This window comes from Arthrobacter sp. UCD-GKA, assembly GCF_001863355.1.
GTDB lineage: Bacteria > Actinomycetota > Actinomycetes > Actinomycetales > Micrococcaceae > Paeniglutamicibacter.
In genome coordinates this window covers 214324-237445 of record NZ_MOLR01000003.1, presented here as the reverse complement: position 1 = coordinate 237445, position 23122 = coordinate 214324, and the positions used below count along the sequence as shown (strand labels likewise).

Here is a 23122-nt window from a genome sequence, read left to right as displayed (position 1 = left end):
CTGCCGGGAAACCGTTCCCGGCAGGCCGCCGACTTCATGCTTGGTAGGAGCTACTTTGACGGCAGCAGCGCCGTGAGGTCCGGAATCTTTTCAATGAGTCCGCGGTCCAGCGAGATCTCGGCAATCTTCTCGATGGAGGCCTCGTTGACCTCGGTGTAGTACCTCGGCATCGTCAGCTTCTCGATGACATCCGGCTCCAGCGAGGTGTAGTCCGGCAGGACGGCCTTGGCCTTGTCGGGGTTCTCGTCGGCGAACTTCTGCGAGGCCTTCATGGCACGGGCAAACTTGGCCGCCGTTTCGGGATTTTCCTTGATGTATTCATCCGACGTGAAGTAGACGGCGACGGTCAGGTCATCGACCGGTTCGGCGTAGTTGGAGAAGATCGGAACATTGCCGTCTGCCTCGGAGATGGTCACGAACGGTTCGACGGCCGCCATTGCATCGACGTTGCCGGCAGCGAGCTGGGCCGCCATGTCGGGGAAGCCCATTTCCACGAAGTGGACCTGCTTGTAGTCCCCGCCGGCGAGCTTCACCGCCTCGCTGATGGTTGAGTCCGAGATGTTGTTCAGGGTGTTTACGGCGACCTTCTTGCCGACCAGGTCCTTGATGTCCTTGATGCCGCTGTCCGGCTTGGTCATCACCGAGGCGAAGTCCGCCTTGGTGTCGCCGGTGGAGCTGCCCCCGGGTGCCACCATCTTCAGGGGCAGGCTCTTTGAGCGTGCCACGATCATGGAGGTGACGTTCGAGAACCCGAAGTCCATCTGCTTGCTCATGATGGCCGGGACGATGGCCGCCCCTCCCTGGGCCAGCGTCAGCTTGACGTCCAGGCCCTCCTTTTCGAAGAGCCCCTCCTTGACGCCCAAGTAGATCGGGGCGACGTCCACGATCGGGATCACGCCGACCTCGACCTTTTCCAGTCCCGTGGCGGCGCCGCTGCCGGATGCGCCTTCTGTGGACGATTCGACCGGGCCGGTCGACGGCGATCCGCTCCCGCAGGCCGCCAAGCTCAGTGCCGCGAGCAGGGCCAACGCCCCTTTGATTCTCTTCATGCTGGTCTCCAGGATTCCCGGGGTCACCCCCCGAAAGAAAAGTGATGTACGTCGCATACTACCTATTCCGATAGTGCTTTGGGGCATATCGACGGGACCAAATACTTGGGCGCGCAACTTCACGGCATCCTGGGGTCCGCGGCAAGGCCGCGTGGGGTTTGGTTTTCCGAAAAGTAACTATCGACTTAGTGAGTCCGTTGGCCTATGGTCGGGGTAGCGGCAGATACGCCGCTCCTTCGTGTTCCAGTGCGGGCCCGGCGAAAAAAGGGCACCGCTCCCCAAGGAAAGGAAGCCTTCTCGCATGTCACCCAAGAACCTCCAGGAAGTCCTGGATGCGGCTGGCAACACCGCCGAACTGCTGCGCAATTCCCAGCTCGGGGCCTACGTCTATCCGGTGGTGGCCCCGGAATTCTCCAACTGGCGCAGCGAGCAGCGTGCCTGGCGGGAAACCGCAGTGCTCTACGACCAGACCCACCACATGGACAACCTCTTCATCAAGGGCCCCGACGCCCTGAAGCTGATCTCCGACACCGCCATCAACAGCGTGGCGGTCTTCCCGGTGAACCGCGCCAAGCAGTATGTCCCCACCACACCGGCCGGCCACGTCATCGGCGACGGCATCCTCTTCCACGAGGAACAGGACGAATACGTGTACGTGGGTCGGGCACCTGCCGCCAACTGGCTGCTCTTCCAGGCGGAAACAGGCGGGTACGACGTACAGATCGAAGTGGATCGCCGCTCCCCCTCCCGCCCCATGGGCAAGCCGGTGCAGCGCAAATACTGGCGCTTCCAGATCCAGGGGCCACAGGCCTGGAACATCATCGAGAAGCTCAATGGCGAACCGCTGGAACAGCAGCGCTTCTTCTCCATGGACACCATGACCATCGCCGGCCAGAAGGTGCGCACCCTGCGCCACGGCATGGCAGGGGCACCGGGTCTGGAAATCTGGGGACCGTACGAATCCTACGACACGATCCGCGCGGCAGTGCTGGACGCGGGGGCGGAATTCGGCATGGTGCCGGTCGGTGCGCGGGCCTATCCCTCCAACACCCTGGAATCCGGGTGGATCCCCTCGCCGCTGCCGGGGATCTACACCGGTGAGGAGCTGCGCGCCTACCGCGAATGGCTGGGTGCCGACAGCTACGAGGCCACCAACGCCGTGGCCGGAAGCTTCGATTCCACTGACATCGAGGACTACTATCACACGCCCTGGGAACTGGGCTACGGATCCTTCGTGAAATTCGACCACGACTTCATCGGCCGCGAGGCCCTGGAGAAGATCGACCCGGCCAGCCAGCGCAAGAAGGTCACCCTCGCCTGGAACGCCGAAGACCTGGGCACGATCCTTTCCTCCGTCTTGGACCTCGACGAGGTCCCCTACAAGTACTTCGATCTGCCGCTGGCAAACTACGGTTCCTCCAACTACGACCGCGTCATCGATGCCGACGGCAAGACCGTGGGCCTGTCCATGTTCACCGGCTACAGCTCCAACGAGCGCCGGGGGCTGTCCCTGGCCATTGTTGATCCGGATGTCCCCGAGGGCACCGAGCTGCGTGTGGTGTGGGGCGAGCCGGACGGAGGGACGAAGAAGACCACCGTGGAGCCGCACCGCCAGTTCGAGGCCCGCGTGGTGGTCAGCCCCGTGCCGTACTCGACCGTGGCCCGGGCCGAATACCAGGGCGGGTGGCGCACCTCCTACGGGAAGTAGGCGCCCCCAGCAGCCGGCAAAGTGGTCGCCGATCCCGTGAATGGGAACGGCGGCCACTTGTACGTGGTTCGACGGACGAGGCGCGGGCCACAAAAGGACGCCGTACGCCCGTCATCGCCCGGCTACGGGGATGACGGACGCACGGCGTCCCGGTAATGAGGGTACGGATCTTGCTACTTGGCGACCATGGTGATGGCTTCCTCGGGGCGGTGCCCCTGCTTGGCCTTCTGGATCTCCGCATAGACGTGGTGGCGCAGCTCGGTGAACCGCGGCAGCGACCGGGTCTCCAGCTGGTCCCGCTCGGCCGGCAGGTCGATCACGATGTCCTCCTGCACGATCGTCGGCGAGGAGGACAGGATGATCACCCGCTCCCCCAGGTAGATCGACTCGTCGATGTCGTGGGTGACAAACAGGACCGTCACCCCCAGCTTCTTCCAGACGCTGCGGATCAAGTCCTCCAGGTCCGCACGGGTCTGCGCGTCCACGGCCGCGAACGGCTCGTCCATCAAAAGCACCTCCGGCTGGTAGGCCACCGCCCGGGCGATCGCCACGCGCTGCTGCATGCCGCCGGAGAGCTGCCACGGATAGGACTTGGGCACGTGGTCCAGGCCCACCGCTTCCAAGGCTTCCTGAACCAGGCGCTTGCGTTCCTCCTTGGGAACCCCGGCGTTCTTCAGCGGCAGCTCGACGTTCTCCGCCACGCGCAGCCACGGGAACAGGGAGCGGCCGTATTCCTGGAACACCACCGCCATCTTCTTCGGCGGGCCGGTGACCTTCTGCCCGTCCAGGAGCACCTCTCCGGAAGTGGAGTTCAGCAGCCCGGCGATGCACTTGAGCAGCGTCGTCTTGCCCGAGCCCGAGGGACCGACCAGGCAGACCAGCTCGCCGCGGCCCAAATCGAAGGTCAGGTTCCGCACCGCCTCGATGTCCCCGGCGTCGGTGTGGTAAACCTTCTTCAGTCCGCGGACCGAGAGCAGGGCCTGCCCCTCGGGCAGGGTGCGGCCGCCCTTGTGCGACGTGGGATTCTCAGACTGCATTTTCAACCTCTTTCAGGCCGTGGTACCAGCGCAGCACGCGCCGTTGGACCCATTGGAAAATAAACGACAGGGCCACGCCGATGAGCCCCAGGACAACGATGCCGGACCACATTTCCGGGACCGCGAAGGACCGCTGGAACTGCACGATCGTGAACCCCAGGCCGGAGGACGAGGCGAACATCTCGGAGATGACCATCAGGATCAGCCCGATGGACAGCGCCTGGCGCACCCCGGCCATGATCGTCGGGGTTGCCGAGGGCAGGATCTGGTAGCGGATCCGGGAGAACCCGGTGATCCCGTAGGACCGCGAGGTCTCGTTCTGCACCGGGTCGATGGAGCGCACGCCCTCGATGGTGTTCAGCAGCACCGGCCAGATGCAGCCGGAGATGATCACCGCGACCTTCATCCCGTCGTTGATGCCCACCAGCAGCATCAGCACCGGAACCAGCACCGGCGGCGGCAGCGCCCGGAAGAACTCGAACACCGGCTCGGTCACCGCGCGCAGCGTGCGGTTCAGGCCCACGGCCAGCCCCAGCACGATGCCCAGCACGATCGCGGCCAGCACACCGATCACCAGGCGCATGATGCTGGGCAGCACGTCGGTGAGCATCCGCTCCCCGAACCAGGTCTCGATGAACGTGGTGACCAGCTTCGCCGGGGTGGGCACGAAGAAGTTCGGCGCCCCGGAGGTCGCCAGCCACCACCAGGCCAGCAAGATCAGCGGCAACCCCAACAGGAAGCCGAAGGATTTCAGGATTTTCATGCCGTCGCCTCCCCGCGAACCGACGGGTGCCAGGACAGCACCCGTTTCTCAACCACCCGGGTGACCCCGTTGATCGCGACCCCCAGGAACCCGGTGGCCAGGATCAACGCATACATCCCGGAAATCGCGCCGCCGGACTGCGCCAGGGCGATCTCCTTTCCCAGCCCCGGGGAGCCGATCAGCAGTTCCGCGGTGATCGCCAGGATCAGCGCCACCGAGGCGGCCAGCCGGATCCCGGTCATCAGGTACGGCAGCATCGTGGGGAACACGACGTCCCGCACCCGCTGCGCGTAGGAGAACCCGTAGGAGCGGGCCGTCTGCATCGCCACGTTGTCCACGTCCGCCACCCCGTAGAGGACCTGGATCAGCACCTGCCAGAAGCAGGCGTAGACGATCAGCAGCAGCGAGGACTCGATCTTGATGCCAAAGAGCAGCACCGCCAGCGGGATCAGCGCCACCGACGGGATCGGGCGCAGGAACTCGATGGTCGAGTTGGTGAAGCGCCGCAGGAACGGCGACATCCCGATCACCAGGCCCAGCACCAGGGCCGCGGCCACGGCGATCGCCAGGCCGATCGCCCAGGCGAGCATGGTGTCGCCCACGGCGACCCAGAACGCCGTCAGCCCCAGGTCGGTGGCCAGGGCCGCGATGACCTCGGAGGCCGGAGGCAGGTACTTGGCCTGCACCACGCCCAGCGCCGGCATCAGCTCCCAGAACCCCAGGAACACCACGATGCCGATCAGGCCCAGCACCCACTTCGGCAGGCCCTTGGACGGCGCGCGGGAGGCCTTGGCCTTCACCGCGGCGCGCGTCGATGGTTCGGTCACTTGGGTCATGGCAACAGGGCCTCGAGGTCAACGGGCTTGGCGATGGCACCGAATTCCTGGGCCGCGTCGCCCAGCTTCTGTGCGGCCTCGGTGTTGATGTCCACGCGGTAGCGCGGCAGCACCAGCTTGGCGCGGGTTTCCTCATCGATCTTGGTGTAGGTGCCCACGATGTCGCGGACCTCCTGCGGGTTCTCGTTCGCGTATTCCAGCGACTTGTTCATCGCGCGCTGGAACTTGGCCGTCAGCTCGGGCTCGGCGGCGACCTTGTCCGAGGAGGCGAAGTAGCCGGCGATGTCCAGTTCCGGATCGAAGTCGGAGAAGTTGTTGCTCACGACCCGTGCGCCGTCACCCTTGGCCTGGACCAGGAAAGGATCGAGGATCCAGGCGGCATCCACGATGCCGTTTTCCAGGGCCGCCGGGGCATCGGGGAACGGAACCTCGACGAAGTCAACGGTGCTCGGGTCCCCGCCGTCGTCCTTGACGACCTGCGAAACGGTGATGTCCCCGATGTTGGAAAGGTTGTTCACCGAGACCTTCTTGCCTGCCAGGTCCTTGGGGCTCTTGATCGGCGAGTCCTTCGGGACCACCACGGCGCCGAAGTCCCCGTCCTTGTTCCCGGAGGTGGTCACGCCGTTGGCGACGACCTTCATGCTCAGGCCCTTGTCGTTGGCGACCATGAGCGAGACGTAGTTGGAGAAGGCGAAGTCGTAGCTTCCGGACTGGATCCCCGGCACGATGGCCGAGCCGCCGGTGGCGGTCTGGATGTCCAGGTCCAAGCCCTCGGCCTCGAAGAAGCCCTTGGAGTCGCCGAGGAAGATCGGGGCGGTGTCCACGATCGGGATCACGCCGACGGTGATCTTTTCCAGGCCGGCGCCGCCGGATTCGGAGGCGGTGCCGGCGGCCTCGCCGCTGGGCGAGCCCGAGCCACATGCGCTCAATGCGAGAATCCCCAAGGCGGCCACTGCGAGTGTGAGTTTGTTTTTCATGGTCGTCATGAATCCTTAGCTTGTGTGTACCGGGGGAGTCGTCCCGCCGAAGTTCTTGCGCAAATCGGTTTTGCGGATCTTGCCGCTGGCGGTGCGCGGGAAATCGTCCGTGAGCACCACCGTGCGGGGGATCTTGTATTTGGCCAGGCGTCCTGCCAGGTGTTCCTTGATGTCGGACTCGGTGATGGCCGCGCCCTCCACCGGGACCACGATGGCCCTCGGCACCTCGCCCCATTTTTCGTCCGGGACACCGATGACGGCCACCGAGGCCACGCCGTCAAGTTCCATGATGGCCTGTTCCACCTCGGCCGGGTAGATGTTTTCCCCGCCCGAGATGATCATGTCCTTAAGCCGGTCTGAGATGTAAAGGAAACCCTCGTCATCCAGGTGCCCCATGTCCCCGGAGCGGAACCAGTGTCCGTCGATGAAGGCAGCCTCGCTGGCCTCCGGAAGCTGCCAGTATTCCTTGATCACGTTCGGGCCCGAGATCAGGATCTCGCCGGCTTGGCCGGCCGGCAGTTCGGCCCCCGAGGGATCAACTATCATCACGTCGGTGAAAAAGTGCGCCAGGCCGGCCGAACCGGCCTTGGCACGGGAGCGTTCGGCCTGCAGGGAGGTGGCCCCCGGGGCGGTTTCCGTCATACCGTAGCCGCCCGAGAATCCCAGGCCCCGTTTTTCGTAGGCTTCGAGCACACGCATCGGGACCGCGGAGCCGCCACAGGTGAGCATGCGCAGCGAGGAAATGTCGGTGCCGGCCCATGCGGGGTGCTCGGCCAGCATCTGGTAGGTGGTGGGGACCCCGGAGAGCGAGGTGATCGAGTGGCGCTCGATCGCCGCGAGCACCGAGGAGGGCTCGAAACGGTCCTGCAGCACCAGGGTGCCGCCCTTGAGCAGCGTCGGCAACGCACCCATGCCCAGCGAGGCCACGTGGAACATCGGGGCGATCATCAGGGCCTTCGCGTCGCTGGTCACGTCGTAGTCGACCAGGACGTTCAGTGAATTCCAGGTCATGTTCCCGTGCGTCAGCACCGCGCCCTTGGGCCGGCCGGTGGTTCCGGAGGTGTACAGGATGATGGCTGGATCCTCGTGGTCCACGGCGATGTCCTGGAAGCCGGCCTCCGCCGCACCCAGTGCGCGCTCGTACGCCGAGTCCGCCCCGGGCTCGTCGTTGAGCACCAGGTGGTGCTCCACGGGGCTTTCGCCCATCGCGGCCTGCGCCAGGTCGTCCAGCGACTCCGGGTTGATCAGCACGGTGCTGCCCGAGTCGTTCAGCGCGTAGTTCAGTTCACGCGGGGTCAGCCTGGTGTTGAGCGGCACGAAGATGGCACCGATGCCGCCACAGGCAAAGAGGGTCTCCAGGAAGGCGGAGTGGTTGTTGCCCAGGTACGCCACGCGGCTGCCCTTGGCCACGCCCAAGGCCCGAAGCGCGTTGGCCAGCTTGTCGATGCGAGTCGCCAGCTGTGCGTAGCTCAGGGATTTTTCCCCCTCAATGACGGCCGCGTGGTCCTGCGACTTGACGCGGCGCTTGTGGATCCAGCCGCCGAGACCTTGGTTGAGCATGGGTGCCTTTCCCGTGTGCCGGCCGGATGGCCGGCACACCTTCTTAGAACGTTGTTGTCGGTACTACTTGACCGTCATGGCCGCGACGTCGGGTGCCTTGGAAAGGAACTTCAGCTTGGCGGCCAGCTCGGCCAGCTTGGCGAGCTGGTCGCTGGGCACCTCGCCGTCCCAGGTTTCCATCTTCAGGTTCTCGGCCACCTTGGCGTCCATCTTCATGAACTCGGGCAGCATGGCCTTGGCCCCGGCCTGGTCGGCTTCTGCAGCGGCGAGGGTTTCGGTCATGGCTGCCTTGAAGTCGGAGACGACTTCTGGCTTCTCCTGGGCGAACTTGCCGCTGGTGAAGCTGACCATGGTTGGCAGGCCGGGGATGGCCTTCTGGTTCGGGTAGCCGAGCAGTGCGTTGTCCGGGTTCGCCAGCGCCTTGGACAGGAACGGCTCCGGGAGCCAGACGGCGTCCATGTTCCCGCGGTCGAGCTGCGCTTCCATGTCCGGGAACGGCATCTCGGAGAACTTCAGGGCCCCCGAGTCCCCGCCATCGATCGCGGCGGATTCCATGATGGTCAGGTCGCCCTGCGTCTTCAGCGCGTTCACCGAGGTGGTCTTGCCGGCCAGGCCGGCAAAGTCCTTGATGCCCGAATCGGCACGCACGACCACGCCGTTGATGTCGTCCCCTTCGGCCTTGGAGTCTGAGTAGCCCGAGACGATTTTCATGTCCAAGCCCTTGTCGACCGCGGTCAGCACCGAGAGCGGGTTGCCGACGGCGAAGTTCAGGTCGCCGGTGGAGACGGCCGGAAGCATGGCTGCACCGGCGGAGCTGGTGGTGAACTCGACGTCGAGTCCGTGCTTTTCGAAGATGCCCTTGTCGATTCCGTATTTCACGGCAACTGACGGTGCGATCGGCAGGACGCCGACGACAACCTTGGTCAGTCCGTCGGAGCCGGCGGCGGAGGCGGTACCCGCATCCGAGGCGGCGGAACCGGAGGGCGATCCCTGGCCGCAACCGGTCAGTGCGAGAGCCGCAATCGATGCCCCGGCGAGGATAGTGGACAAACGCTTCTTCATGGATGCTCCTTGGTGAAAAATGATAGGCCAGGCACCTACGCCCCAACCGCGAGATTCTGTGACCCCTGCCACATAGGACAATCTAAGCACAATCATTGAGAAAATCAATAGTTGTCACTTTTGTGCGCCTGGGATGGCTGAATGTGACGCCACATTCGGACCAGCGACCTYGCGCCACTACGGCAAAGGCCGGGAGCACCCCCAGCGGGCTCCCGACCTTTTGCTGGATACTAGGCGTAGAAACGGTAAATGCCGCGCGAAACGACCGCCGGCTTCGGCGCGCCCTCGACCTCGACGACCTGGTCAACGGCGATCTGGTAACCGCCCTTGACTTCCTCTACCTCCGCGATCTGAGCCTTCATGCGAATCTGCGCGCCCACCGGAACCGGCGAGGGGAAGCGGACCTTGTCCAGCCCGTAGTTCACCCGGGTGGAGACGCCAGTGACGTCGAAAAGCTCGGACCAGAAGGCGATCTGCAGGCTCAGCGAGAGGTAGCCGTGGGCAATCGGACCGCCGAAGGGGCCGTCTTTGGCCTTTTCCGGGTCGGTGTGGATCCACTGGTGGTCGTCGGTCGCGTCGGCGAACGTGTTGACCTGGTCCTGGGTGACGGTGCGGAATTCGCTGTATCCCAGGTCGGTGCCGGCCGCGGTTGCGAGCTGCTCGTAGGAAAGAACTGTCTGGCCCATGATGGGTACTCCCTTTAACTAAGTGGTTGGTCTTGAGATGTGCAAAAAACAGACTTGTGGTGCCGGGGCAATCTAGCGAAAGGCCCCGATCCCGGTGATGGCCCTGCCGAGGATCAACGCATTGATCTCGTCGGTGCCCTCGTAGGAATAGATCGCCTCGGCGTCGGCGTGGAAGCGGGCGACATCGTAGTCGAGCACGATGCCGTTGCCCCCGCAGATCTCCCGTGCCAGGGCGGCGGTCTCGCGCAGCATGCGCGCGGTGAACATCTTGGCCATGGCCGAGTTCTCGTCCTTGTAGACGCCCTCGTCCTGTGCCTGGGTCAGGCTGGTGACCATGGCTAGGGAGGCGGTCACGTTGGTGAGCATCGTGGCGAGCTTCTCCTGGATCAGCTGGAAGGACGCCAGCGGCTTGCCAAACTGGTGGCGCTCGGTGACGTACTTCAGCGCCGCCTCGTAGGCGCCGGCCGCCGCTCCGGCGGCGATCCAGGCGACGTCCGAGCGCATGTTGCGCAGGCAGGCGGCGACGTCGGCGAACGAGTTGATGTTCGCCAGCCGCGCCGACTCCGGAACCCTGACGTCAACCAACTCGATGTCTGCGTTCTGCATGATCCGCAAGCTGGTCTTGCGCTCGATCTTGCTCAGCTTCATGCCCGGCGCGTCGGTGGGCACCAAGAAGCACTTGACCTTCGAATCGGCGGTGTCGCGGGCGAACACGGCCAGCACGTCGGCCTGGGCGGCGCCGCCGATCCAGCGCTTGGCCCCGTTGAGCACCCAGTGCCCGCCCTGTCCGTCGTCCGTGAACGTCGCGGTGGTTGCCAGTCCCCCGGCGATGTCCGATCCGTGGTCCGGTTCGGTGAGCGCGAAGACGCCCTTGAATTCGTAGGAGGCGATGCGCGGGTCCAGCTCGGCGACCTGCTCGGGACTGCCGCCCAGGTTCACCGTGGTGCGGAACAGCCCGGACTGGGCGTTGTAGAAGGTGACGACCGAGGCATCCACCCGGGCCAGCTCGAAGTTCCGGAAGCCGCCGAAGAGGCCGCGGACCGGCTCGCCGGCGGCCAGCACCTCGGCCGGCCGCATCAAGTCCAGGCCCACCAGCGGCTCGATGATCGATTCCGGGAACTCCCCGCGTTCCCAATGGTCGCTGAGCACCGGGCGCACATGCTCATCGAGCACGGCGCGCAGGCGCAGCAGCGCGGCGCGCTCGGCATCGGTCAGCAGCCGCGCGAAGCCGTACTGGTCGCTGGGATAGAAGTCGGTCATGGCCTGCGCAGTCCCAGCACCCGCACCGCGTTGTCCTTGAGGATCAGCGGGCGGACCTCGTCCTTCAGCGGCAATTCGGCAAAGGCGCCCAGCCACTTTTCCGGGGTGATCAACGGGTAGTCGGTGCCGAAAAGCACCTTGCGGGAGAGCACGTTGTTGCTCATCTTCACCAAGGACTCCGGGAAGTACTTCGGGCTCCAGCCCGAAAGGTCGATGAACACGTTCGCCTTGTGCGTGGCGATCGAGTTCGCCTCGTCCTGCCACGGCACCGAGGGGTGGGCCATGATCATCGTCAGCCCCGGGAAGTCCGCTGCCACATCGTCGAGCAGCAGCGGGTTGGAGTAGCGCAGCTTGATGCCGCGCCCGCCCGGAAGCCCCGCGCCCATCCCGTTCTGCCCGGTGTGGAAGATGCATGGCAACCCGAGCTCCTGAAGCGCCTCCCACAACGGGTAAAAATCCTCGGAAGAGGGGTCGAAGCCCTGCAGCGAGGGGTGGAACTTGAAGCCGCGCACCCCGAGTTCGTCCGCCTGGCGGCGGGCCTCGGTGATCGCGGCCGGGCCGGTGCGCGGGTCCACCGAGCCGAAGGGGATCAGCACGTCGTTGTTGCGCGCGGCCCCGGCCACCAGGTCGTCGATCGAGTTCGGCTCGTGGCCCAGCGCGGTGCGGGCATCGACGGTGAAGAGCACCGCGGCCATCTTCGCCTCGCGGTAGACCTGGGCGATCCGGTCCACCGACGGGGTGCGGTCCGCGGACTTGAAGTAAGCGGCCGAGGCCTCGAAAAGGTCCTCGGGCATGGCCTTGTGCCCGCAGTCGTCGACCTCGACGTGCACGTGCATGTCGATCGCGGTGACCGCGTCGAGGTCGATGTTGGATTCGTAGCGAACGCTCATCGTGATGGTGGTGCTTTCTACTTGGCTGCCGGTTCGGGCTGCAGCTCGGCCGGCAGCTCCGGGAACTTTTCGCCGACCGACTGCAGGTTGCCCGCAAACGGGAAGCGTTCGAGCAAGGTGGCGTAGTCCCAGCCGCCGTCGTTGAATTCCGAGGCAATCGCCTCCGGGTGGCTCCACAGCTGCAGGCGGTCCCCGCCGGCGCCGATGGCCTGGCCGGTGATGTTGCCTGCCTGCTCGGAGGCGAGGAAGGCGATGAGTCCTGCCACGTCGTCGGCGGTGCCGAAGCCCAGTTCCTTGCGGAAGAAGTCCGGCATGGCCTCGCCGCGCTCGTCGGCCTCGACGGCCTTGGCGAAGAACGGGACGGTCTTGGTCATGGCGGTGGCGGCCACCGGGATGACGGCGTTGACCGTGACGCCGGCACGCTTCATTTCCATGGCCCAGGTGCGCACCATGCCCACGATGCCGGCCTTGGCGGCGGCGTAGTTTGTCTGGCCGAAGTTGCCCCGCTGGCCGGTGGGCGAACCGATGGTGATGATGCGACCGGCGATGTTGTTTTCCTTGAAGTAGCCATAGGCCTCGCGGACGCAGGTGAAGGTGCCGCGCAGGTGCACGTTGATGACCAGGTCGAAGTCCTCGTCGGTCATCTTCAGGATCGACTTGTCGCGCAGCACGCCGGCGTTGGTGACCAGGATGTCCAGGCGCCCGAAGTTTTCCACGGCGGAGGCAACCAGTGCCTGGGCGGTTTCGGAAGATCCGACGGGGGCCACGACCGCCACGGCCTTGCCGCCCGCCGCGGTGATCGAGGCAACCGCCTCGGCGGCCACGTCGGCATCGACGTCGTTGACGACCACTGCGGCACCCTGGCGGGCCAGTTCCTGTGCGTAGCTCAGGCCGAGTCCGCGGCCGCTGCCGGTAACGATTGCAACTTTTCCAGCCAGTGACATGTCTGCTCCTTCGAGGGTAGTTATTGCCCCCGCCGACCGTGTCGTGGGAACCTTGCTATATACATAACAACTTAAACTCTTGATAAAGTCAACGATTAAGTTTCTTATCAATCTCGAGGGGCAGCACCATGGCAACCAAGCCGGGCACCACCATGAACACCATTGACCGATTCCTGTCCAGCGAACTGGCGGGGGAAATCGAGTTCCTCACCGCCCGCACCCGCTCATTGGGATCGGCACGCGCCAACAAGCTCCTCGAGCCACTTGACCTCAAGGTCCGCTCCTACTCGGTGCTCTCGCTGGCCTGCAGCGGACAGGCACCCACGCAGCGGGAACTGGCCGAATTCCTCTCGCTGGATCCGAGCCAGATCGTGCCACTGGTCGACCAGCTGGAAGGCCGGGGCCTAGTGGAGCGAACCGCCGACCCCAACGACCGCCGCTCCAAGGTCATCACCGGCACGAGGTCCGGCGAGCAGCTTTACTCCAAGGCGCGCAAAGCCACCGCCGAGGGCGAGGCCGTAGCCATGGCGAAGCTGAGCAAGGCGGAACAAGAGACCCTGCGCGACCTGCTGTCGCGGATCGCGTTTCGCGACTGATCGAGACGGGCGCCTGCCAAGCGGGCTTTTTTCCGAATTTGCGTGCTTTAGACTCCATTACCGCCGCAAATGAGACACCATGGGAATATGCCGAAAATTCGCGTCTCCGAAGCAGCCCGCTTTCTCGGGGTCAGCGACGACACCATTCGCCGCTGGACCGAGAACGGAAACCTCACTCCGCACAAGGACACCTCGGGCCGGCTGGCCGTCGACGGGCTCGAGCTGGCCCACCTCGCCCGGAACCAGGCCCACCTGCCCGATGACCCCTCGCAGATCGGTTCCTCCGCACGCAACCGATTCGTCGGACTGGTCACCGACATCACCATGGATACCGTCATGGCGCAGGTCGAGCTGCAATGCGGGCCGTTCCGCGTGGTCTCGCTGATGAGCAGCGAGGCCGCCCGGGAACTGGGCCTCAAGCCGGGGTCCATTGCCACCGCCGTGGTCAAGGCGACCACCGTCATCATCGAATCCCCGCAGGGAAAGACCGCGACATGAGTTTCCTGGGCAAAAGCATGGCCACACTCGTCACGGCCGGGGCACTCATCGCCTCGCTTGCCGGATGCGCCCAGGGCGCCGCAAGCGACGCCTCGCCCAACTCCCCCGGCACCGGGCCCACCGGAAGCATCACGGTATTTGCCGCGGCCTCCTTGAAATCCACGTTCACGCAGCTGGCCGACGACTTCGAGGCCAGCCATCCCGGCACCACCGTCCACCTGAGTTTCGCCGGATCCTCGGACCTAGTCACCCAGATCACCGCCGGCGCCCCGGCCGATGTCTTCGCCTCGGCCGACACCAAGAACATGTCCAAGCTGCAGGACGCTGGCCTGGTTGCCGGCACGCCCGTCGATTTCGCCACCAATACCCTTCAAATCGTGGTTCCCCCGTCCAACCCCGCCTCGATCGTTTCCCTTGGCGATCTGGCCAGACCCGGCCTCAAACTGGTCATCTGCGCACCCCAGGTCCCGTGCGGCGCCGCGACCAAGGCCGTCGAAGAATCCGCCGGAGTGACGCTCGCCCCGGTCAGCGAGGAATCCTCCGTTACCGACGTGCTGGGCAAGGTGACCAGCGGTGAGGCCGACGCGGGGCTGGTCTACGTCACCGACGTCTTGGCTGCCGGTGACAAGGCCAAGGGCATCGATTTCCCCGAATCCGATGCGGCAGTGAACACCTACCCGATCGCCACCGTGGCCACCAGTCCCAACCAGGAACTGGCGGATGCCTTCATCGCCTCGGTCACCGGCCCCCGGGGCAGCATGGTCCTTTCCTCCGCCGGCTTCGGAACACCGTAGGTGCGCCGGATGTCCAGACGCAGCGGGTCAGGATATACCGCCATCCCGCCCTGGATCTTTGCCCTGGCGGTCGTGGGCGCGCTGTTTGTCATGCTCCCACTGCTCGGCATGGTGGCCAAGGTCAACTGGCCCGAGTTCATTCCGCTGATCACCTCGGAAGCCTCGCTGAGTGCGCTGGGCCTGAGCCTGCGCACCTCGACGGCCAGCACCGCCCTGTGCATCATCCTCGGCATCCCGCTGGCCCTGGTGTTGGCGCGTGGGAACTTCCCGGGTCAACGGGTGCTGCGCGCCTTCGTGCTGCTGCCCCTGGTGCTGCCGCCGGTGGTCGGCGGCATCGCGTTGCTTTACACCTTCGGACGCCAGGGCCTGCTGGGCCGGTCCCTGGAGCTGGCCGGGATCCAGATCGCGTTTTCCACCACCGCAGTCATCCTGGCCCAGACCTTCGTCGCCCTGCCCTTCCTGGTGGTCAGCCTCGAGGGCGCGCTGCGCACCGCGGGCGGCAGGTACGAGGCTGTCGCGGCAACGCTGGGGGCGCGTCCCACCACGGTGCTGCGCCGCGTGACCCTGCCGCTGGTGCTTCCCGGACTGGCCTCCGGAGCGGTGCTTTCCTTTGCCCGCAGCCTCGGGGAATTCGGGGCGACCCTCACGTTCGCCGGCTCCCTGCAGGGCGTCACCCGGACCCTGCCGCTGGAGATCTACCTGCAGCGCGAGACCGACGCGGATGCCGCGGTGGCACTGTCCCTGGTCCTGGTTGCCGTCGCCGTCATCGTCGTGGCCCTGTCCTACCGCTCGCCGCGCGGGCGCCAGTCCATGGCGGGGGCGAGCTAGGTGGGGTTCCGGTTTGAGGCCACGCTGAAATCCCGGAACTTCGAGGTTGCCGTGGAACTGGCCCCGGGCGAGACCCTGGCGGTGCTGGGCCCCAACGGGGCGGGCAAATCCACGTTGCTGTCCATCATTGCCGGGCTGCTGCGCCCGGACTCGGGCAGCGCGACGATCGGCGAGCGCACCCTCTTCGACCTCGATTCCCCCCGGTCCACCTGGGTGGCGCCGCACGACCGGGGCACCGCGCTGCTGGCACAGGAGCCCCTGCTCTTTCCGCACCTGAGCGTCCTGGAAAACGTGGCCTTCGGCCCGCGCAGCACCGGCACCCCCGTGGCCGAGGCCAGAAGCGTTGCGCGCCAATGGCTCGCCTCCACCGACACCGGGGCACTGGAATCCCGGCGCCCCGGGGAATTGTCCGGGGGCCAGGCGCAGCGGGTCGCCGTGGCCCGGGCGCTGGCTGCCGGTCCGGACCTGTTGCTGCTCGATGAGCCCATGGCCGCGCTGGACATCCATGCCGCGCCCCTGATGCGCCGGCTTCTGAAGCACGTGCTGGCCGGCCGCAGCGCCATCATCATCACCCACGACGTGCTCGATGCCCTGATGCTCGCCGAAAAGGTCATCGTCATGGAGGATGGGCGCATCACCGAGGCCGGGGCCACCCGCGAGGTGCTCAACAGGCCGCGTTCCCGCTTTGCCGCCGGGCTCTCCGGGCTGAACCTGCTCACCGGCACCGCCCGCACCGAGGGGATCGACACCCGGTACGGACTGGTCTCCGGAACCCCCGAGGGGTCTGTGTCGCCGGGCGTCCCGGCGGCGGCGGCCTTCCGCCCCTCGGCGGTCTCGGTGTACCTGGATCCGCCGCACGGCAGCCCGCGGAACCTGCTTCGCGCCACCATCACCGATTTGGAACCCCACGGGGACGCGGTCCGCGTGCGGGCCGGCGACCTGGCGGCCGACATCACCCCGGCGGCCCTGGCCGACCTCGGGCTTGTCCCCGGCGCCAGGGCCTGGTTTGTCGTCAAGGCCACAGCTGTCACCATCTACGGCACCTGATCCACGGGCCGTGGATCACGGCCGGCGCGAAGGAAAGCGATCCCACCATCGCCCTGGATCGCGATACCGCTTTACCCCGAATCCATGAGACCAAGCCCTGCGGTTGGCCCTGGCCGGCCCCACTCGGCATTCGAATGCCCGAATTCCACGCCACTCCTGGCCTCCTCATCGTCTGATGTTCAGCTCCGCGTCATTTCGAGTCTTCCGGTCTCGTAATTCTCGGCAATTTCGGACTGCCATTCTCGTTAGTACCGGCAACGTTCCCCGCCGCCAGCGAACCGGGCCCCAGCATCACGCAGGCCTGCCGCATCCCCCCACTCGCATTCAAGAAAGGCCCTTCCCTTGACTTCCACCCAACGCGCCCAACGTTTCGCCTCCGTTGCAGCAATACTCGCAGCGGGCACCTTTGCGCTTTCCGCCTGCGGCAGCACCACGGCCACCGCCGATGCAGCCCCAGCGGACAACACCCTGGTCTTTGCCATGCCTCCGGGAACCGACGACCCGGACATCCTTTCCGAGGCCAAGGTCATCCAAGGTTTCATCGCCGAGGCGACCGGCAAGGACGTCACCCGGGAAATGCCGGCCGACTACCTGGGGGTTGTCGAGGCAGTCCGCCAGGGGCACGTCGACGTCGCGGTCATGAGTCCCTTCTCCACCGCCCTGGCCGTCAAGAACGGCTCCGTGGATCCGCTCATCGTCTGGAACAAGGACGCCACCAACCTGCCTCCTACTGCTACGCCAAGCCGGGCAGCGGCATCGAATCCATAGCGGACGTCGCAGGGAAGACCGTCTCCTTCGTGGACCCGGGCTCCACCACCGGATACTTCATGCCAAAGTCCCTGCTGGCCGACAACGGCTTGGTTGACGGTGAGGACTACGAATCCGCCTTTGCCGGCGGCCATGATTCCGCGCTGCTGGCCATGGTCAACGGTTCCGTCGACGTCGCCTGCTCATCCATCGCCGAGCGGATCATCGAATCCGGGGCCCTGAAGAAGAGCGACCTGAAGCTGATCGGGGAGACCGACCCCATTCCGGTCGGCATCGGCATCGTGGTCAGCCCGGATCTCCCGGCCGAAACCCGTCAACAGCTGCTGGACACGCTGCCGGAGAAGATGACCAACAACCCCGAAATCCTCACACTCGGCGGCGCCACCGAATACACCCTCAATCCCGGCATCACGCCCTACGAGCCGCTGCTCAAGGTCGCCGAAAACGTCGGAGTCGACCTCGAGGACATGCGGTGACCCTCAATCTTCCTCCCGCGGGGCACCAGACCGGATCGCATACCGGCCCCCGTACAGCCTCCGGCGCCGGAACCCACCTGGCGCCCCCCATACTTGTCGCCAAGGACCTCCGCGTCACCTACCCCAACGGATACACCGCCCTCGAGAGCTTCACCATGGACGTTCGCCCCGGTGAAATTGTGGCCCTGCTGGGGCACTCCGGCTCCGGAAAATCCACCTTCATGAAGGCTGCCACCGGCATGGCCCCGAGCACCGCCACGCAACTAACCATCGACGGGCAGGACGTGATTGGCGCAACCGGGGTCGAGTTGAGGCGGCTTCGCTCCAAGGTCGGCTACGTCTTCCAGCATTTCAATCTGGTCCCGCAGCTCAGCGCACTGACCAACGTACTCACCGGAGGGCTCCACCATGCCGGCCCGGCCAACGCCCTGGGAATCTTCCCGCGGCGGCAGCGGGAGCGTGCCCTGGAGCTGTTGGACCGGGTGGGATTGGCAGACAAGGCCCGCCAGCGGGCGGACAGTCTCTCCGGCGGACAGCAGCAGCGCGTGGCCATTGCCCGGGCACTCATGCAGGAGCCGCGCATCATCCTGGCCGACGAACCCGTGGCGTCGCTGGACCCCCGGCTGGCTGGATCCGTGCTGCGGCTCATGCGCCGCATTGCGCGTGAGGACGGCATACCCGTGGTGGTCAGCCTCCACATCGTGGATCTGGCAGTCCGCTACGCCGACAGGTTTGTCGCCCTCGAGGCGGGGCAGGTACGGCACACCGGGTCGGTCGAGGCACTGACACCGGACATGGTCACCGACATCTATGGGCAGGAAAGCGAAGACGATGAAGAGCACTGACACCAAGCCCGCCCGGCTCCCGGCCCTTGACGAGAGGGACCGGTTGCGGCTCGCCCGCCCGTTCCAGGCCCCCGGAGCCTCGGGAATCATCTCCCTGGCCGTGGCCGCGGGCGCCGTCTGGTGGTCCATGGCCGGATCCGGATTCAGCCTGCAACGCCTCGCCGAAGGTCTGCCGAAGATGGGCGACTACCTCGTGCGGATGTGGCCGCCGACCTTCGACAAGATGGACGTCGTGCTGGACCTCCTGGCCGAGACCGTGCAGATGGCCATCGTCGGCACGCTGATCGGTGCGCTGTTGTCCCTGCTCGCGGCATTCGGTGCGGCCTCGAATATCGCACCCGCCTGGCTCTACACACTCACCCGGGGCGTGCTTAACGTTCTGCGGTCGATTCCCGACTTGATCTTCGCGCTCATGTTCGTCTCGGCCGTGGGCTTGGGCCCGTTTGCCGGAATCCTCGCGATCATCCTGGGATCCATCGGTTCGATCGGCAAGATGTATGCCGAATCCATGGAATCGGTGCCCGAGGCGCCGCTCCAGGCGTTGCGCGCCTCCGGAGCCACGCGCGGACAGGTGATCCGCTACGGCGTTCTGCCACAGGCCTCGCCGTTGCTGGTGAGCTACACCTTGCTGCTCTTCGAAGGCAACGTCCGCGGCGCCACGGTGCTCGGTCTGGTCGGCGCAGGCGGCATCGGCCTGGAACTGACCAACGCCATGCGGCTCTACGACTACGGGCACATGTTTGCCATCATCATTTCCATCGTGGTCCTGGTGACCATCATCGACCGGGCCAGCGCCATGGTCAGAAAGAAGCTGAGCTAATGACCCTCACATCCCTTGTTTCGCCCTTGGCAAACCTGCGCGACCTCGGCCACCTGCCCGTGGCCGGTGGCCGGGTGCGCCCGACGATGCTGTGGCGCGCCGATGACATCGCATCCGCTCCTGCCGACGAAATCGCTTCTCTCGCCGCGTCCGGGCTGGGCACCGTCCTGGACCTGCGCTCGGCCGGCGAGGTCGAGCGCAGCGGCAGCGGCCCCGCGGACGGACCCATCCTGCTCCGGCATCACCTGCCGCTCACCGACGATTCCGCGGACCCGCAGGCGCTTGCGGCATTGTCCGCCGCCACCCGAACCCCGGCGGACGTCGGCTCCTGGTACGCGCGGTTGTTCCGCGACCGCGCTCCCCAGCTGGTGCGGGCACTGGCCCTGATCGCCGACGCCCCCGGGGGTGTGCTCTTCCACTGCGCCGCGGGCAAGGACCGCACCGGAGTCCTGGCAGCCGCCATCCTCGCGGTGCTCGGTGCCCACCCGGAGACGATCATCGACGACTACGCCGCCACCCATGCCAACGTCCCGGCGGTGCTGGCCCGGCKGGGGGCGATGCGCAGCGCGGTGGCCGTCAACGGCATGCCGGAACGGCCGGCGGGCCACCCGATGCTCGGGGCGCATGCCGGCAGCATGGCCGCCATGCTCGCCGACCTGGAGCGCGACGGCGGCCTGGTGGCCGTCCTGCACAGCGCGGGACATCGCGCCGAAACGACGGTCCAGCTGCGGGAGCGACTCGTTGAAGCACGATTCCGCGGCATCCGGTAGGCAGGCCCACTCGGATACCCGCCCCGTGGGACGCCCGCGCGACACCGAGATCGCCGACCGGGTATTGCGCGCCGCCGTCGACCTGTTGCGCGAAAAACCGGTCGGGGATGACTTCACGCTCGCCGAACTCGTCGCTCGAAGTGGCGCGAGCCGCGCCGCCATCTACCGTCGCTGGGAGAACCGGCAGGCGGTCGTCGTGGCGGCCCTCGACGCCGAGCGCCGGGCTGTCACGCACATTGAACGCGACAGCGTCCTGGAATCCCTGGTGGCGACCTATGACCATGTCCTTGCGGACATCGAATCCCTGGCGGGGGGCCAGCGCCTGATCGACCAGCGCCTTGCCCTTGGCCTGCGGGACAAGGCCCTGCAGCAGGCCTACTGGGAAAGGCATGTCAGCAGGCGCAGGGCATCCTCGCTGGCCATCCTGAAACGCGGCAAGGAAACGGGGGAAATCCGCGTCGATGTAGACCTCGAGGTCGTCCTTGACCTCATCAACGGCGCTACCTACTACCAAACAGTGGTTCGTCCCGACGGCGGCACCGAAGCGAGCCGTGCGCGGGTGCGTGAGGCAATCCGGATGCTCTTTTGCGGTATCGCCGCATAGGAATCATTTGTGTCGGYATGCCCGTGCCCGGGAGCCGCGCAACTTCCCCGAATTCACTCCACATATTCTCATTCAATGAGATGGGGCATGTGCTTTGTGTGCCCGCGCCCACAGACTGTTTGCAGACGGATCACATTCATTCGGCTTCCCCAGGTTTCCCGCGCGACGACGCACGGCCGCCGGTAGGGGGAACCGCCACCGACGCACCAAAGGACTCAATCGCCCCATGGCCACAGAGCGCACCATCCTCAAGACCCAGGTCGGCATCGTCGGCGGTGGCCCCGCCGGCCTGATGCTCTCGCACCTATTAGCCAAGACCGGCATCGAGAACCTCGTCGTGGAATCCCGCGACCACGAGACCATCCGCAACACCCACCGCGCCGGCATCCTCGAGGCGGGCTCGGTCAAGATGCTCACCGACACCGGGGTCGAGGGCCGGGTGCTCACGCACGGGGACGAGCACGCGGGGATCGACCTTCGCTTCAACGGCGAATCCCACCCGCTGGATTTCACCGATCTGGTCGACGCCACCGTCACGCTGTACGCGCAGAACGAGGTCTTCGTCGACCTCGCCGCGGCCCGGGCGCGCGACGGCGGGGACGTGCGCTACTCCGCCGAGGTCACCGCGGTCTTCGACCTGGAAACCGAGACCCCGAAGTTCCACTTCACCGATGCCGAGGGCAACGTCTTCGAGGTGCACTGCGACATCCTGGTCGGCGCCGACGGCTCGCGCAGCTTCTGCCGCCGCGCAGTCCCCGGAACCCAGGATTTCAAGAYCGAGTACCCCTTCGCCTGGTTCGGCATCCTCACCGAGGCCCCCAAGTCCGCACCCGAGCTCATCTACGCCAACTCCCCGCACGGCTTCGCGCTGATCTCCCAGCGAAGCGAAACCGTCCAGCGCATGTACTTCCAGTGCGACCCCAACGAGGACGTAAACACCTGGAGCGAGGACCGCATCTGGTCCGAGCTGCAGCGCCGCGTCGACGGGCCGGACGGGTTCACGCTGAAGACCGGAAACATCTTCGACAAGACGGTGCTGAAGTTCCGCTCCTTCGTGCGCGAACCGCTTTCCCACGGCCGGATGTTCCTGATCGGGGACGCCGGGCACACCGTCCCGCCCACCGGCGCCAAGGGCCTGAACCTGGCCTTCGCCGACGTCAAGGTGCTCTTCGAGGCGCTGGATTCCTTCTACGCCACCCGGAACGACGCGCTGCTGCACGGCTATTCCGACCTGGCGCTGAAGCGCGTGTGGAAGGCGCAGAACTTCTCCTACTGGATGACCTCGATGCTGCACACCCCGGTGGACGCGGATCCGTTCATGGCCAAGCGCGCCCTGGGCGAGCTCGACACCGTGACCTCCTCGCGCTTCGGACAGCAATACCTGGCCGAGTCCTACACCGGCTGGCCCCACTCCTAGCCTTCTTCCCTCCATCCATTTCCCGCATTTCCCCCCACCGAAAGGAGCACGCAGTGAGCACCGAAGCCACCTCGACCGAGTCCTTCACCGATTCGCACGTGCTGGATCCCGCAGCCACGACGCTCTCGCAGGAAGCCATCTCCGCCGAGATCACCGACATCCACGCCGCCTACCGCCAGTCCGTTGTTGACGGGGCCAAGGCCGAGACGCAGCCGCGGATCGACTTCGCACCCTACCGTTCCTCCTTGCTGCGCCACCCCACCAAGAACCTGCACCACGCGGACCCCGAGACCATCGAGCTGCACTCCCCCGCCTTCGGCGAGCGCGATGTGCATGCCCTGGAGTCCGACTTGACCATCCAGCACAACGGCGAGCCGATCGGCGAGCGCATCGTCGTGGCCGGCCGCGTGCTCGACGGCGACGGCCGCCCCGTGGCCGGCCAGCTGGTGGAAATCTGGCAGGCCAACGCCGCCGGACGCTACATCCACAAGCGCGACCAGCACCCGGCCCCGATCGACCCGAACTTCACCGGCGTGGGACGCGCGATCACCGGCCCCAACGGCGAGTACTCCTTCACCACCATCAAGCCGGCTCCCTACCCGTGGAAGAACCACCACAACGCCTGGCGCCCGGCGCACATCCACTTCTCGCTCTTCGGCACCGACTTCACCCAGCGGATGATCACCCAGATGTACTTCCCGGGCGACCCGTTGTTCAGCCTCGACCCGATCTACCAGGCGATCACGGACAAGGAAGCCCGCGACCGCCTGGTCGCCACCTACGACCACTCGATCACGTCCCACGAATGGGCCACCGGCTACAACTGGGACATCGTGCTCACCGGCAGCAACCGGACCTGGATGGAAGACGAAGAGGGAGATCACTAA

General features: G+C 66.0%; 23 protein-coding genes and 1 pseudogene. 13 read left to right on the top strand and 11 right to left on the bottom strand.

Going from position 1 to position 23122, the window contains the following annotated elements; genetic code table 11:
- Window positions 1-50: 50 nt before the first annotated feature.
- Window positions 51-1049, bottom strand: a complete 999-nt coding sequence (locus BLJ79_RS06140; RefSeq protein ID WP_071213867.1) for an ABC transporter substrate-binding protein — start codon at window positions 1047-1049, stop codon at window positions 51-53.
- Window positions 1050-1350: 301 nt separating this feature from the next.
- Between BLJ79_RS06140 and ligM the strand changes: the two genes are divergently transcribed.
- Window positions 1351-2757, top strand: a complete 1407-nt coding sequence (ligM, locus tag BLJ79_RS06135; protein WP_071213811.1) for a vanillate/3-O-methylgallate O-demethylase — start codon at window positions 1351-1353, stop codon at window positions 2755-2757.
- A gap of 173 nt (window positions 2758-2930) precedes the next feature.
- Here ligM and BLJ79_RS06130 read toward each other — a convergent pair whose 3' ends face one another.
- The 10 genes from BLJ79_RS06130 to BLJ79_RS06085 form a co-directional block, all read right to left on the bottom strand.
- Complete coding sequence (locus BLJ79_RS06130; RefSeq protein WP_071213810.1) at window positions 2931-3794, bottom strand: ABC transporter ATP-binding protein; 864 nt, start codon at window positions 3792-3794, stop codon at window positions 2931-2933.
- Window positions 3784-4557: an ABC transporter permease gene (locus tag BLJ79_RS06125; protein WP_071213809.1), complete on the bottom strand. Its 774-nt coding sequence runs from the start codon at window positions 4555-4557 to the stop codon at window positions 3784-3786. The genes BLJ79_RS06130 and BLJ79_RS06125 overlap by 11 nt, the downstream gene beginning before the upstream one ends.
- Window positions 4554-5393: an ABC transporter permease gene (locus BLJ79_RS06120; RefSeq protein ID WP_071213808.1), complete on the bottom strand. Its 840-nt coding sequence runs from the start codon at window positions 5391-5393 to the stop codon at window positions 4554-4556. Before BLJ79_RS06120 ends, BLJ79_RS06125 begins: the two co-directional genes overlap by 4 nt.
- Window positions 5390-6370: an ABC transporter substrate-binding protein gene (locus tag BLJ79_RS06115; protein WP_071213866.1), complete on the bottom strand. Its 981-nt coding sequence runs from the start codon at window positions 6368-6370 to the stop codon at window positions 5390-5392. Before BLJ79_RS06115 ends, BLJ79_RS06120 begins: the two co-directional genes overlap by 4 nt.
- Before the next feature lie 15 nt (window positions 6371-6385).
- Window positions 6386-7930, bottom strand: coding sequence for an acyl-CoA synthetase (locus tag BLJ79_RS06110; protein ID WP_071213807.1), 1545 nt, complete (start codon window positions 7928-7930; stop codon window positions 6386-6388).
- A 63-nt stretch (window positions 7931-7993) separates the two neighbouring features.
- Window positions 7994-8992 carry an ABC transporter substrate-binding protein gene (locus tag BLJ79_RS06105; protein WP_071213806.1) on the bottom strand — a complete coding sequence of 333 codons (999 nt, stop codon included), beginning with the start codon at window positions 8990-8992 and terminating at the stop codon, window positions 7994-7996.
- Window positions 8993-9222: 230 nt separating this feature from the next.
- Window positions 9223-9678, bottom strand: a complete 456-nt coding sequence (locus BLJ79_RS06100) for a MaoC family dehydratase (RefSeq protein WP_071213805.1) — start codon at window positions 9676-9678, stop codon at window positions 9223-9225.
- Window positions 9679-9750: 72 nt separating this feature from the next.
- Complete coding sequence (locus tag BLJ79_RS06095; RefSeq protein WP_071213804.1) at window positions 9751-10938, bottom strand: acyl-CoA dehydrogenase family protein; 1188 nt, start codon at window positions 10936-10938, stop codon at window positions 9751-9753.
- A complete protein-coding gene (locus tag BLJ79_RS06090; RefSeq protein WP_071213803.1) occupies window positions 10935-11828 on the bottom strand; it encodes an amidohydrolase family protein in 894 nt (297 codons plus the stop codon). The genes BLJ79_RS06095 and BLJ79_RS06090 overlap by 4 nt, the downstream gene beginning before the upstream one ends.
- Window positions 11829-11845: 17 nt before the next feature.
- Window positions 11846-12772: an SDR family NAD(P)-dependent oxidoreductase gene (locus tag BLJ79_RS06085; protein ID WP_071213802.1), complete on the bottom strand. Its 927-nt coding sequence runs from the start codon at window positions 12770-12772 to the stop codon at window positions 11846-11848.
- Window positions 12773-12900: 128 nt separating this feature from the next.
- On the opposite strand from BLJ79_RS06085, the gene BLJ79_RS06080 reads away from it, so the two are divergent.
- The 12 genes and pseudogenes from BLJ79_RS06080 (at window position 12901) to pcaH (ending at window position 23122) form a co-directional block, all read left to right on the top strand.
- Window positions 12901-13368, top strand: coding sequence for a MarR family winged helix-turn-helix transcriptional regulator (locus BLJ79_RS06080; RefSeq protein ID WP_071213801.1), 468 nt, complete (start codon window positions 12901-12903; stop codon window positions 13366-13368).
- Window positions 13369-13455: 87 nt separating this feature from the next.
- A complete protein-coding gene (locus tag BLJ79_RS06075; RefSeq protein WP_071213800.1) occupies window positions 13456-13866 on the top strand; it encodes a TOBE domain-containing protein in 411 nt (136 codons plus the stop codon).
- On the top strand, window positions 13863-14660 hold the full coding sequence (modA, locus tag BLJ79_RS06070; RefSeq protein ID WP_071213799.1) for a molybdate ABC transporter substrate-binding protein: 798 nt from the start codon (window positions 13863-13865) through the stop codon (window positions 14658-14660). The genes BLJ79_RS06075 and modA overlap by 4 nt, the downstream gene beginning before the upstream one ends.
- A gap of 9 nt (window positions 14661-14669) precedes the next feature.
- Window positions 14670-15488 (top strand): ABC transporter permease, encoded by an 819-nt coding sequence (locus BLJ79_RS06065; protein ID WP_071213798.1) that lies wholly within the window; start codon window positions 14670-14672, stop codon window positions 15486-15488.
- Window positions 15489-16535, top strand: coding sequence for a sulfate/molybdate ABC transporter ATP-binding protein (locus tag BLJ79_RS06060; protein ID WP_071213797.1), 1047 nt, complete (start codon window positions 15489-15491; stop codon window positions 16533-16535).
- Window positions 16536-17015: 480 nt separating this feature from the next.
- Window positions 17016-17779: pseudogene (gene phnD / locus BLJ79_RS23910) on the top strand (phosphate/phosphite/phosphonate ABC transporter substrate-binding protein).
- Entirely contained in the window at window positions 17776-18624 is an 849-nt protein-coding gene (phnC, locus tag BLJ79_RS06045) for a phosphonate ABC transporter ATP-binding protein (protein ID WP_217641803.1), read from the top strand. Before phnD ends, phnC begins: the two are co-directional and overlap by 4 nt.
- On the top strand, window positions 18611-19444 hold the full coding sequence (gene phnE / locus BLJ79_RS06040; protein WP_071213794.1) for a phosphonate ABC transporter, permease protein PhnE: 834 nt from the start codon (window positions 18611-18613) through the stop codon (window positions 19442-19444). The genes phnC and phnE overlap by 14 nt, the downstream gene beginning before the upstream one ends.
- Window positions 19444-20214, top strand: a complete 771-nt coding sequence (locus BLJ79_RS06035) for a tyrosine-protein phosphatase (RefSeq protein ID WP_071213793.1) — start codon at window positions 19444-19446, stop codon at window positions 20212-20214. The genes phnE and BLJ79_RS06035 overlap by 1 nt, the downstream gene beginning before the upstream one ends.
- 25 nt (window positions 20215-20239) lie before the next feature.
- On the top strand, window positions 20240-20818 hold the full coding sequence (locus BLJ79_RS06030; RefSeq protein WP_175475404.1) for a TetR-like C-terminal domain-containing protein: 579 nt from the start codon (window positions 20240-20242) through the stop codon (window positions 20816-20818).
- A gap of 226 nt (window positions 20819-21044) precedes the next feature.
- Window positions 21045-22235, top strand: a complete 1191-nt coding sequence (locus BLJ79_RS06025; RefSeq protein ID WP_071213791.1) for a 4-hydroxybenzoate 3-monooxygenase — start codon at window positions 21045-21047, stop codon at window positions 22233-22235.
- A 53-nt stretch (window positions 22236-22288) separates the two neighbouring features.
- Entirely contained in the window at window positions 22289-23122 is an 834-nt protein-coding gene (pcaH, locus tag BLJ79_RS06020; RefSeq protein ID WP_071213790.1) for a protocatechuate 3,4-dioxygenase subunit beta, read from the top strand.

Coding starts and splice junctions, on each gene's coding strand:
- BLJ79_RS06140 (WP_071213867.1), bottom strand. CDS start 1,049: ATGAAGAGAATCAAAGGGGCGTTGGCCCTGCTCGCGGCACTGAGCTTG.
- ligM (WP_071213811.1), top strand. CDS start 1,351: ATGTCACCCAAGAACCTCCAGGAAGTCCTGGATGCGGCTGGCAACACC.
- BLJ79_RS06130 (WP_071213810.1), bottom strand. CDS start 3,794: ATGCAGTCTGAGAATCCCACGTCGCACAAGGGCGGCCGCACCCTGCCC.
- BLJ79_RS06125 (WP_071213809.1), bottom strand. CDS start 4,557: ATGAAAATCCTGAAATCCTTCGGCTTCCTGTTGGGGTTGCCGCTGATC.
- BLJ79_RS06120 (WP_071213808.1), bottom strand. CDS start 5,393: ATGACCCAAGTGACCGAACCATCGACGCGCGCCGCGGTGAAGGCCAAG.
- BLJ79_RS06115 (WP_071213866.1), bottom strand. CDS start 6,370: ATGAAAAACAAACTCACACTCGCAGTGGCCGCCTTGGGGATTCTCGCA.
- BLJ79_RS06110 (WP_071213807.1), bottom strand. CDS start 7,930: ATGCTCAACCAAGGTCTCGGCGGCTGGATCCACAAGCGCCGCGTCAAG.
- BLJ79_RS06105 (WP_071213806.1), bottom strand. CDS start 8,992: ATGAAGAAGCGTTTGTCCACTATCCTCGCCGGGGCATCGATTGCGGCT.
- BLJ79_RS06100 (WP_071213805.1), bottom strand. CDS start 9,678: ATGGGCCAGACAGTTCTTTCCTACGAGCAGCTCGCAACCGCGGCCGGC.
- BLJ79_RS06095 (WP_071213804.1), bottom strand. CDS start 10,938: ATGACCGACTTCTATCCCAGCGACCAGTACGGCTTCGCGCGGCTGCTG.
- BLJ79_RS06090 (WP_071213803.1), bottom strand. CDS start 11,828: ATGAGCGTTCGCTACGAATCCAACATCGACCTCGACGCGGTCACCGCG.
- BLJ79_RS06085 (WP_071213802.1), bottom strand. CDS start 12,772: ATGTCACTGGCTGGAAAAGTTGCAATCGTTACCGGCAGCGGCCGCGGA.
- BLJ79_RS06080 (WP_071213801.1), top strand. CDS start 12,901: ATGGCAACCAAGCCGGGCACCACCATGAACACCATTGACCGATTCCTG.
- BLJ79_RS06075 (WP_071213800.1), top strand. CDS start 13,456: ATGCCGAAAATTCGCGTCTCCGAAGCAGCCCGCTTTCTCGGGGTCAGC.
- modA (WP_071213799.1), top strand. CDS start 13,863: ATGAGTTTCCTGGGCAAAAGCATGGCCACACTCGTCACGGCCGGGGCA.
- BLJ79_RS06065 (WP_071213798.1), top strand. CDS start 14,670: ATGTCCAGACGCAGCGGGTCAGGATATACCGCCATCCCGCCCTGGATC.
- phnE (WP_071213794.1), top strand. CDS start 18,611: ATGAAGAGCACTGACACCAAGCCCGCCCGGCTCCCGGCCCTTGACGAG.